Here is a 12,034-nt window from a genome sequence, read left to right on the forward strand (position 1 = left end):
CGGAAAGAGAAGACGGACACGCATGGCGAAGACGGTTTCCGCCGAGGGCGGCAGGTTCAAGATCACGCGCGGCGGCGCGACGCTGATCGCCTTCGATGAGGCACTCGAGGGGGCGGTCGAGGTCCCCGGCGAAGTCGCGGGCGCCCCGGTCATCAGGATCGGCCCCAAGGCCTTCGCCGGGCATGCCGCTCTGCGCGAGGTGATCCTGCCCGAGTCCGTCGCCGAGATCGGCCGCGCAGCATTCGCGGAGTGCAAGAGCCTCGCCGAGATCCGCCTCCCCTACGGTCTGAAGCGAATCGAAGACCGCTGCTTCGCAGGCTGCGCGGCGCTCAGCGTCATCTACTACTTCAGCATGACCGGCATCAGCGCGGTCATGAAGAGCGATCCGACGCTACGCGAAGACGTGCTGCCTGCGTTCATCGAGCACATCGGCGAGGCCGCGTTCGCGAACTGCCGCAGCCTCACGAGCGTGATGATCCCGTACCAGGTGCTCACGGTTTCCGCCCGCGCATTCGAGGGGTGCGAGAGCCTTGAAACGGTGAGCCTGCACAAGCGCATCACGAGGGTGGCCCCGCACGCCTTCGCCGGCTGCACGCGTCTGCACGAGTTGCGTCTGCCGAGCAGGTGCAAGAAGATCGGCAGAAACGCGTTCGCACCGGATACCGTGCTCGTCTGCGATGAAGAGTCGGCGGCTCTCGGCCATGCGCAGAAGACGGCTCAGCCGCACCGAGTGGCCGAACCGGTGCCGGTCGAACTCTCGAGTCAGATGATTCCGCGCCGCTCAGGCGAGGACCACGTGCCCTTCTACGATGAGAGCGTGCTGCGCAGGGCGATCGACAGCTACGAGATCCGACACCCCTCATACGAGCTCGTGAACCGGGAGCATCGGCAGCTTCCGGAAGCCACGCCAGCGCGCTTCGAGTTCGACGACGGCGTGTACCGCGGGGAGGCGAAGACCCCGGGGCGAGCACGCATCATGATGGTGGCAGACATCATGGCACGACGGCGGCAGCAGAACGCCGCTGCGGGCCCCGAGGGATTCGGCTTCGGTTTCAACCGGGTGCGGTCGCTGCTGCAGGAGTGCGACTTCGCCATCGGCAATCTCGAATCGACGGTCTCGCCCTCGGCCCCGTTCAACAGTGAGCGCAGCCACGTGAACGCGCGGCCGCACCTCAATGCGCCCCCGGAGTTCCTCGCAGCGGTACGAGGGGCGGGATTCGATGCAGTGGTGAACGCCCAGAACCACATCTACGACTCGGGCACCCAGGGGCTGTTCGAGACGCTCGACTACCAGAACCGCTTTCAGCTCATGCACACGGGGGCCTTCGCGTCACCGAACGATCAGCCGTATCTCCTCGTCGATGTCGGGGGCATCCGCATCGGCGTGGTGGCCTTCCTCGACGGGGCGCGGCAGCCCATGAAGAGGGCCAACTTCACGCCCCACGGCCTGGATACGCTCTTCCCCACCTTCGCCCGGCAGGGAGTCAATGAGCACATCGATGCCGCCCGCGCCGCTGGAGCGGAGTTCATCATCGCCTACGCGCACTGGGGCAAGGAGTACACGACCGACCTCAGCCCCAGACAGAGGCAGTACGCCCAGATGCTCGCCGATGCGGGAGCCGACTACATCGTCGGCGCGCACTCGCACTGCATTCAGCCGTTCACGCTGATCAAGGCTTCGGGCGGGCGGGCGGTTCCCTGCCTCTACTCCGGCGGCAACTTCCTGTGCGACATGAATATCAAACCGCCCATCACCCGCGACACGCTCATACTCGACCTGCAACTCGAACGAGCGCCCGATGGCAGGGTTCGAATCGCCTCGAACACCTACCACCCGTGCCGCATTCTCGAGGTGCGCAGGCAGCAGGGACGCAGTCACTATGCGGTGTTCCCGACGAACGCCGAGGTCAAACCGGAGAGCTTCCGCAAAGCGCTGCGCGAGGCGCGGCCGCGGATCGTCGAGGCCGTGGGCGATGGGATCGAGCCCGCAATTTGATGAGGACTCTATGAGAAAGAGTCCTCCCAAAAACACTTCGACCACGACGTCGGTTGCTGAGGATGGTACTTTAGCCGAAGCAAACCCAGGGAGAAAACGCATGAGCACTACCGCAGAGGCTTCAACGACGAGGCTGAACAAAACCTTGAAACCTCACTGGGTCTGGGCCATCGCCCTGGGCTCCGCCGTCGGGTGGGGCGCGTTCATACTCCCCTCCGACTGGATGGGTACAGCGGGCCCCGTGGGCGCGCTTCTCGGTTTGACGATCGGCGGCATACTCATGATCGTCGTGGGCGTGAGCTACGGCTTCCTCGCTCAGACTTTTCCAGTTTCGGGCGGAGCTTTCGCCTACACCCTCGTCGGTTTCGGACGTCTCCACGCATATATCTGCGCTTGGTTCATGACTCTGGGATATGTCTCGATCGTTGCACTCAACGCCTCGGCTCTCGCGGTACTCGCCCGACAGATCGTGCCGCAGGTAGCCGAGATCGGCTATCTCTACACGATCGCCGGCTGGGATGTCTATCTCGGTGAGGTGCTCATCTCGACCGCCGCGCTCATTGTCTTCGCAATGCTCAATGTGAGGGGCAGCGGCAATTCTGCTCGGCTGCAGTTCTACATGTGCGTGCTGATGGTGGCAGCGGTGCTCGCCATCCTCATCGGTGTGCTCGCTTCTCCTCAGGGACAGCTCGGTAATATGGAGCCGATCTTCAACCCCGAGACCCCCGCTCTCGCGGGTGTGCTCGCAATCGTCGCCATCGCGCCGTGGGCGTTCATCGGCTTCGACAACATCCCGCAGACCGCGGAGGAGTTCAGTTTCTCGGCGTCGAAGGCTTTCAAGCTCATCGTCTGGTCGCTCGTGGCAGCCACCGGCCTCTATCTCGCAATGATCACCGCCACTGCTGCTGGTGCCCCATGGCAGTCGGAGCTTGCGAAGCAACCGGTCTGGATGACCGCCGATGTCGTCACGGCCAACCTCGGACCGCTCGGTCTTATTCTGCTCTGCGTCGCCGCCTTCATGGGCATCGCCACCGGCCTCAACGGGTTCTACATGGCCGGTTCGCGGGTCCTGCTCGCTATGGGCCGTGCACAGATGGTGCCGGCCGCGTTCTCCAAGGTTCACCCCAAGCATGGCACTCCGAGCACGGGGATCTGGTTTGTGCTGGCCGTCTGCCTGGTAGCTCCCTGGTTCGGCCGCACCGCTCTGAGTTGGATCGTCGATATGGCGTCGATCGGATTCACGTTCGCGTTCGCGTACACCTGTCTCTGCGCCTTCCGCATGTTCCGCTGGAGCGGCCAGGCAGAGCCGGTGCCTGGCTCTGCCTCGACGACACGGAAGCTTCTCGCGGGTGCCGGGGTCATCGTCGCGATCGTCTTCACGATCCTGCTGCTGGCACCGGGCTCCCCTGCACAGCTTTCGGGCCCATCTCTCATCGCCATGGGCGCGTGGGTGCTGATCGGCGTGGTCTTCTACCTGTCGCGTCGCGGGCACAGTAGCACTGTCAGCAATGATGAGGTAGATATCGCCGTGCTCGGTTCAGTACGCCCGGAGTGGGTGCGTTCGATCTAGCTCCAATGTCTTCGCCGAATGACGATGCCAACAAGGCCAGTCCCCGCTCCTGCGCATGAATTGCTTGTCGTTCGGGCCAGTCGCCGTCAGGCCGAGAAAGGCGGCAGAACCTGGTCAGATTAGGGACAGAGATACTAGCGTTAAGCACGAAGACCTCGTAAAGATCAGGACGTTAGACACCCTGAATTCTCTTACGAGGTCTTCGTTGTACTCGATTAGGTCCACGGCCCGATCTGCACCCTCAAATACGAAGAGCCGCTTAACCTGCTTCGATTGAGTAGTACCAGCAATACCTTGTGCAGTCTCTACAGCAACTAGCTACCTGAACCTTGCAGCAGCACCTCGTACAAATCTGCCATCGAACCGGCAACCACTTGATCGTTCGGTTCGAAATATGGGTGGAAGGAAGTCTCCTCGACGTAGACACCACTATATTGAGGGCCCACACGATCAGGTGTGCGAATCACGATATCAACTGCCGCCCACCGCATTTGAGGCAAGGCGCGTGTAGCCCGAACAGCAAGTCGGGTAACAGCTTGAAGCTCCTGGTCAGACAGCGTCAGTTCTTGCTTAGAAAGCGCGACTAACGCCTTCTCCGGTGTTGCGACTACACGCAGCCTTTGTCCGGAACGACGTACTTGTGCATACCAATTCTTACGTCGGTTAAACAACCCGGGGCTGGCTGCAGCCTCCTTACCGATAATGATGGAGAACCCTGTCCCAGCATGGATTCCGTATGGCAGCAAGGTGACATCCGTGCCGAACTCATTACGGAAGGCATCCAACTCGTCGACGTTGCGGACCACTCGACCATGAAGACGCGGTATTCCCTGCTTTGCAAGTGCGCGCAGCCAGGCGCCGCGTCTACGCATAACCTGGTTCGCTACCCGCGAATCCCTGATCGATGTGGGACCTGCAAACCACGCACCCGTTCCGTCCACAGATTCAGCCGTCCAGAGGCGGGCATTATGCTGAGTGACTTCGTATCCTTGCCCCCGCAAGTAGTCCTGGAACAGCTTAGTCAGGGTTACCTGACGAGCACCTCCAGCGGGAGAATCTTCAAGCAAAGGCTCTGGGCGAGAGTTCAGTTGCAGTCCGATCGGAACCGCCGTGGGTTCGGGAGTCGTGTGCGCGTACAGCGCGCGCCAAAGCTCAGCCCCCATATCCCTCGGAGGCCCATAAACCGGAAAATTCGAGCCATCAATCGAGGCGTTGGTATTCATCTCGATCACATATGGCTGTCCAGTAATTTCATCAACAAGCAAGTCGACACCCGCCCACGCCATTCCCGGAATTGCCGCAACGGCATCAACTGCGGTTTGCTTAATCCTTGGATCTACGCTGTCAAAGCACCCTTCCGAGTCGCCACCGCTAGTGATGCCGTTCACATCTCTCACGATCACCTGCTGGCCCGGCTGCGGCACAGATGACCAGTTCAGACCACCTCGCCTTAAAAGCCCGGTGGCGACCTCATCCATCAAGATCGGCATATGTCGAGTTGTCGGGTTCGCCTTACGAGCTTCGTTCTTCTGAGCAACCAGTTCTGCGACGGTTGAACGCCCATCACCCATTACGCTAGGAAGAAGCCGTCGAAACACTCCAGTGCATTTTTCTGGAGTTGCATGCACTCGGTATTCAAAGCCGTTCACGAACTGCTCGACTAAGATTCTCCGGCCATATTTGCGAGCCCGCTCATACCCTTCACGAATATCGGCTGGGTCGGTCACGTTCACCGTGACCCCATTTCCCATAGCCCCGTTCAGGGGCTTGATTACCACGCCGGTATTCAGTTCCCTCTGGGCCGCAACTGCCTCGTCTGCCGAGTTCACTTCGCGCCCGTCCGGCACAGAGACCCCTGCAGCTATCAATAGATCCTTGGTGATCTGCTTATCATCCACGATCGCCGCTCCGACGGCTGATTCAGGTCCGAAATGAGACGAGATAGGAACTCGACGATCATTAAGGATGATCCAACCGGTGAAGCGGCCCAGCCACTCGACGGAGGCGCGTTCGCGCCTCGCAGCGCGCACCACTGTAAGTGCCCCGAGATGCACCCGCTTCTCTCGTTGCTCCCGGATGATCGCTAGAGATTCTTGATCGTTGTAGTCATTCTGTTGCTGTACGGGCACAGCGTGTTCTCCTTGTTCTTGAAGTTCGGACGCAGCCGAGTTCATCAGCACTCTCCCTCATTACATGCAGTTAAGGGCCGACATTTACTCAACTCTGCCCCGGGCTCAAAGGACTAGATAGAGGAAACACCTATCACGAACGAGTCCTCCGTAATCTAAGTTTCACACGATACGCCCAAAGAGCGGGTAAATGACTTTGTCAGTGAAACTCGCGGATCCAGCTGCCTTGAACAGAATGGCATCACCAGGGTGAATCTCCCTAGCCACGGCGTGGTTGAGGTCTTGCACAAGATCGAAATGCCGTACCTCGATGGCGTGTTCGCCAGCGACACTGGCTGTATAGCGCATTCCCCCACCCGTACACAGAAGCAGATCGATATTTAGTTCGCCGAGCTTCTGCCCTATGAACTCATGATTCTCTTGCACTTTCGAGCCCTGCTCACCCATGTCGCCGAGTACCGCCACCCGCCGCCCATGTTCCGAAACGGGCAGTTCGTTCAAAACCTCCAAAGCCGAGGTCAAGGACAGAACATTCGAGTTATAGGCGTCGATGAGAAGTGTGTAACCCCCGTGCTCGACGACGTTCTGCCGTACACTCGTCGGCTCATATCTAGAAAGTCCAGCAATGATCTTGTGGGGTGGAACGCCAGCAATCGATGCGACAGCAAACACTCCCAGTGCGTTGCTGACGTTGTGAATCCCCTTAACCCTCAACTCGCATGCATACTCTCCTTCTGGTGACACCACATTGAAGTAGGTACGCGTCGGAGTCGACCTCACATTTGTAGCGTAGTAATTGAAGTTCGGGTCGCTTACGCCAAAACGCACAACCTTGACTCCCACATCTACGTTCCGCAGATGCTCACTATCCCCGTTAAGCACGAGGGTTCCACCCTCAACCATGCCGTCAGCAACCTGAAGATTCCCCTCGATCACTTCACGGATCGAACCCATCTGATCAAGGTGCCCCTCGCCAACAGAGGTTACGAGGCAGATGTTGGGGCGAATCAGCTTCGAGATGGCGCTGGCCGAGCCAGTAGTTCCTTCATGTACTTCCTGGATAAAGGCTTCATGTTCTGATGCAAGCTTTTGAATCGCGTTCCCTGAGCGCGTGACCGTATTGCCGTTCCCCACAACGTGCAGCGTCTTGTAGTGCCGGCGCATGACCACTCCGAGCATATCTTTGCTGGTAGTTTTACCGGCCGTGCCCGTGACTGCGATAGTGAGCGGGGTATATTTCTCTCTCACGGCCGCCATCAACTGAAGATATGCGTCCCACGGGTCTTCGACGACGAGGGTAGGTATGCCTGAGATCTGCTTTTCGGCAATAACCATCCGAGCTTTGACTTTCTCGGCGTCGGCACGCTTCACTTTGTCAGGGAAGTGATGCCAAGTCGTGCGAGTCGCGATCACCGCTGCACAATCATCGGCCAGGTCGCTGGTGCGTATCGAGACTCGAGTCAATGGCGTGTCATACTGCCCACGAAGCATCCGTCTCGCATCGTCAGTGAACTCAACCCCCAGAATCTGTTCGATTTGCGCCGGGCTCAACTGAGGCTCGTATCCGGTAGCCGGCGTCACCCTGCGCGCATCATGAACTTTAATGCTTTCTCCAAGCAACTCACTGAGACGTTCCACCGCCCCTTCAACTTGCTCGGGTTCCAATCCGGGCGTGTAATAAGGTGTTGCCGGCACCGTGGCCGAGCTGGCACCCCGATAGTGAACGAACCGCCTCATAGGGATGAAGGAGTCCTCGACCTCCACTGCTCCGGTTGCCGTGCGGCGCAGCACAACTCTCAGGAGCGGAGCCACGGTGTTCTCAGGGTTCCGTACCTGGCCTGAGGAGAATACGCCGAGGGAAGTCGCAAGCGGCACTTCCCTACCATCAGTAGTTTGGAAACGTGTGTAGCGAGAGATCACAGGATGACTGCAGATAACGTAGTCGGCCCCTGCCTCGGCCAACTCCTTTGCTGACCTTGTACGTTCGGCAAGCCGATAAGCACCCGTGGCAGACCGGCAATCCAGATAGCTAAGCACAAAATCGGCACCACGCTCACGCACCTCCGATATCACTTCGGATGCGCGATGCGCATCGAAAACGCTCAGTAGTTTCTCCGCGCCCTCATGAGTGATCACGTTGCGTGTTCCGTACATGTCGAGCGTGAAGGAAAGCACCGCAACGCGGATTCCGTTGACCTCAAACACCGGCGCCTTTTGAGAGCCCAGCCCGCTCGGCACGACGCCGTTAGCTGAGAAAGCTTCCTCCGTGGCAGCGATACCGGCCACACCGAGGTCAAGATTATATGGGTTCGCAAGCGCGAGGCAGTCGAAACCGGCATAGTTCAAAGCTTCAATGTACTCAGACCGTGCGTTCATATAGTGTCGACCGGCGTGCTTTCGCGACATCACCGAGATGCTGGGATAGTTATCAGCAACGATTGAATTGAACGATCCAATCGCGATATCGGCAGCGCCAAGACAATCGGCGACATGTTTGAACATCGAGCGGAACTGATACTTATCCCCGACCCGTCCGATGGCTTCGGTCTCAACACCATATGCAAGTGTCCCCGCGCAGACCAAGGTGGCCTCGTTTAGAGCTGTGTCCTCAGTCTTGCGCCATACCGCTTGTTCCTCATCGAACTTGAATGAGGGCTCTGGCAGCACATCATCTGCCCGCAATTCAGCGAAAGCGGGCTCCTGTATCTCATAGTCGCTGTAGCGATGACTGGAAGAGAACTCCTCCTCCGTCTGATCTGCCCGGAAATTCTCTTTGCCGAGTTGCCGGTACTGGGCCCCCATCGTTCGGTCAATTCGTTTCATATCACCGTTGGCCTGCAACGCGTCGTAGCCATACGCCCCCTCCGCGAGGTCCTCGCACGGAATCACCTTCACAAGTCCGCGATTGCCCTGATCTTCCAGGATTCGGCAGGGGATGTACCCGTCACCCTTTACGATGACCCGGTCCTGTTCATCACGAGCAAGCGTCAACGAGGCGATAAAACTGTCTCGGGTAATGGGCGGTTTACGGTTGTTCTCTGAGAGAAAGTTCCCCCCTGAGTACACGACAGGAACTCTTCGGTTATCACTCGACCTCACGACAGAATACGGCTGAGGACAGTGGGAATGCGAACCGAAGATGTAGTCGGCTCCGCCGTCGGCGACCATAGCTGCGTAGGCCTCCTGACGAGGCGAAATGAAGTCAGTGTACTCCCGCCCCCAATGACAGTAGGCAAGTACAAATTCGGCTCCGGCTTCGCGAGCTCCTGCTATATCTTTCCGAATTCTATCGGCATCGAAATGAGCCGCGAGTGTTTGCAATCCCTCTTCGGTGAAGTTCGCTTGCTTGTTCTTCTGACGCGCGTCATCCAGATAGGCCACGATGCCGACGCGGAAACCCTTGACGTCTAGAAGTAGATACCTCGGTTCATCGGGTCCCGCATACATGCCGCCGTGGATGATCTGGGCCCGGTTCAAAGCATCCAGGGTCTGCAACACACCTTTGGCCCCGGTGTCGTACATATGATTCTGAGCATTTATGGCCACGTCGATCCCGGCTTGCCTCACTGCAGCAAGGTAGGCAAAAGGAGCATTCATATGAGGACGGTCGTCCGCATAGACCTTCCTATGCATGTAGGGATACGCCTCAGCCACCATAGTCTCAAGATTTCCGATCGCCAGATCGTACTGATCGAGAAGAGGTTTTACAGCTTCGAAGCTCTCCGTGAAGTCGTAGACGCCGTCCGCGTCCAAAGCACTTCGCTGCTGTCTAGAACTGCACATGAGATCGCCCGTCATTGCGATAGTGATCTCCTGAGCCGGCACTTCCTGTGACACCGAGCGGTATACCTGCCCATCGAATTCGAACCTTGCGGGACGAATGGGGGTGGCGTTCGAGTCCGCTTCATCTGTACGATCCACTTCGTCGACTGGAGGGCGTACCTCGTATTTGTCGATCAGATTCTGCAGGACTTCAGGCTCATTCAACACATCAGCAACGGTCGTCTTACCTCGAGCTCCCATTGCTGAGTCGATCGACGTCGCGTCTCCCGTCAGCACATCCGTGGGGTATCCGGTATCAATTGCGAACCGGTGAGCTGAGGATCCTTCTTCTGTCACGACGAGAGTGCTCCTAGTGAATGCATTCTCACCCACTGACTGCACCGATGCAGGCACGCGGAGGCGCTTCAGAGAAGGACAGGTGAAGAACGCCTGACTTCCGATTCTCTCAAGATTCGAATGAAGCCAAACGGTTTCGAGCGCCAGGCAGCCTTCAAAAACCCCCTGGCGCAACCGAGTTACTTTAAAAGGCACGACGACTTTTCGGAGCGCGGAGCAGTCCTTGAAGGCTTCACTCCCAATGTATTCCAAGGCGATCGGAAAGGCTCTTTCAACAAGGTTCCTACTCACCGTCATCTTGACGCTGATCCCCGTCTTCACGAAGTGAGGGAGCTCCTTCAAGGATGTGCACCCGGCAAATGCTCGTGACGCAATCCTCTTCAATTCGTATGGCAGATACACCTTTCGAAGGCTGGTGCAACCTTCGAATGCTTGGGCGTTGATTACTTCGAGGTCAGTTGGAAGTTCGACCGTCTCCAGTGCACTACAGCCCGCAAAAGCTTCAGCCCCCAGGCTGGTAACAGTCTGGGGAATAGATACCGACGTGACCTGCTCATTGCCTTTGAAAGCCCCGCGTCCAATGATCGTTACTGGTTTGCCGTTCACCGAAGCTGGAATCGTGAATTCGGTCCGAGGTCCTTCCCAGCCGACAACCTTGACAGACTCGGCGCCAACACTGAACTTGAGCCCATCAGAACCATCGCTGACATTCGGGATCTGCGTCTTTACCATGAACGATTCTTCTCCTGACTGAATAGCGATGTCTGTCGCATCTGCTGGCCGCTTGACGTCCATTCGTCACCTACAGCAGTCGGTCTCCCCAGTTAACTCGCCTTTAAGTATTCCCCAGGGGACCTCGCACTGCACAATTTGCACAAGAAGTGGACTCAGCTTACGTCCGTTGTGCGATAGCTCCTCGGTTAGACACTTCGCTTTCCGGAGTTCAGCAGACCTCCTTGATAGCGCCTGGGGCACCGCAGATTCGAACAGAAAGCCCACAAACATCTACGGTCAGATGCCTGCACCCACATTCATCTCAGGTCGATTGGCAATACTAGTAAGGAGAAGTCAGATGGAGCGGAGGAACATGCGCAAAAAGAAGCTCGCCATACTTCTTTCAAGTGCGCTGGTCCTCGGTCTTGTTGTTATTGGCGGATGGTCTACATCTCTTATCGACCTACCAGTCAGCGAAACACAGGCCCCAGTCACTTCCACGAGTTCGTCTTCTAGCGAAGCCACCACCAGCGAAGATGAGGAACCAGGTTCCGCTGACCCGCCGACGAAACGTCGGGCCATACCTCCTGAAGAGCCGAATTTCAGCTCTGCCCGTGAACTCGCGATTTCAATCTCTTATCCGATGATGGACGACGGCAGCTTAAACCCTGACGCGTTGACCGGCGGTGGTCCTGCAGACATTGGCATGGTGGGCAAGTCATACAAAGAGGCCCGTCTGCGCGCCGTCGGAGTGGCGAGCGAGGCAGACAACCTTCCCCTACCCCGCGCGGGCTACTCTTTCGCAGACTGCGGTGCCTATGTAGCAACAGTAATCATCAATACGATTGACCCCAGCTACCCGGCTATCTTGACCAATGAGCAGAGTGACTATCTTGAGAGCCACAAGAGCGGATGGATCAAGATCGGTTCTACCACTAGATTCGCCCCTGGAACATATCAGCCGGGAGACGTGTTAATTTCCGACCCCAAGAAAGGCGTGATGGGCCATACCATGCTTTGGATCGGCGACCATGAAGGCTTCGAGAACGTCGTCTCCGACGCCTCCTACGATCCGAACGCCGACAGCACGACGGCTCGGCTCCCTGTGCTACACACACGCGAGTTCAACAAAGACGGCACAGACGGATATGGCCGCACTTACAGCGTTTATCGCTATGTCGGTTAGCCTTCCGCTTTGAACGAATCCGCAAGGCGAGCTTCACAAAGCCTCGAAGTCCTCTAACTCTCCCGCCGGAGCAAAAGCGAAGAGGATTATCTGCCGCGGTCGCATGAGGTGATTTCAAGAAGTATCTTGGTTCCGCGATGCCCCCTGAGCCAATACTATGATCAGACTGTGCACTTGCGATTAATCGCATTCTGTCTTCCAGCACCTAGCAGCACAGTTCCGACCAACGGAGTTCATCGACTGGGGTCTGCTGAAGCTTTGGTTGAGTCCGGGGTTTATGCCGCCAACCCGACGGCATCCATCATTATGGCCTCGAACTC

The 12,034-nt window shown here is 57.8% G+C and carries 5 protein-coding genes; 3 read left to right on the plus strand and 2 right to left on the minus strand.

Features of this window, described 5'->3' with window-relative positions:
- The first annotated feature begins 22 nt into the window (after positions 1-22).
- Entirely contained in the window at positions 23-1,996 is a 1,974-nt protein-coding gene (locus tag AC0KXF_RS14085; protein WP_473109776.1) for a CapA family protein, read from the plus strand.
- On the plus strand, positions 1,974-3,566 hold the full coding sequence (locus AC0KXF_RS14090) for an APC family permease (RefSeq protein ID WP_473109777.1): 1,593 nt from the start codon (positions 1,974-1,976) through the stop codon (positions 3,564-3,566). Before AC0KXF_RS14085 ends, AC0KXF_RS14090 begins: the two co-directional genes overlap by 23 nt.
- A 314-nt stretch (positions 3,567-3,880) precedes the next feature.
- Here the strand turns inward: AC0KXF_RS14090 and AC0KXF_RS14095 are convergent, their stop codons facing one another.
- Entirely contained in the window at positions 3,881-5,740 is a 1,860-nt protein-coding gene (locus tag AC0KXF_RS14095) for an ATP-binding protein (protein ID WP_473109781.1), read from the minus strand.
- A gap of 117 nt (positions 5,741-5,857) precedes the next feature.
- Positions 5,858-10,609, minus strand: coding sequence for a CapA family protein (locus AC0KXF_RS14100; protein WP_473109778.1), 4,752 nt, complete (start codon positions 10,607-10,609; stop codon positions 5,858-5,860).
- A gap of 277 nt (positions 10,610-10,886) precedes the next feature.
- On the opposite strand from AC0KXF_RS14100, the gene AC0KXF_RS14105 reads away from it, so the two are divergent.
- Positions 10,887-11,714 (plus strand): hypothetical protein, encoded by an 828-nt coding sequence (locus tag AC0KXF_RS14105; protein ID WP_473109779.1) that lies wholly within the window; start codon positions 10,887-10,889, stop codon positions 11,712-11,714.
- The last annotated feature ends 320 nt before the right edge of the window (positions 11,715-12,034 follow it).

The sequence above is a fragment of the Leucobacter holotrichiae genome, assembly GCF_055791005.1.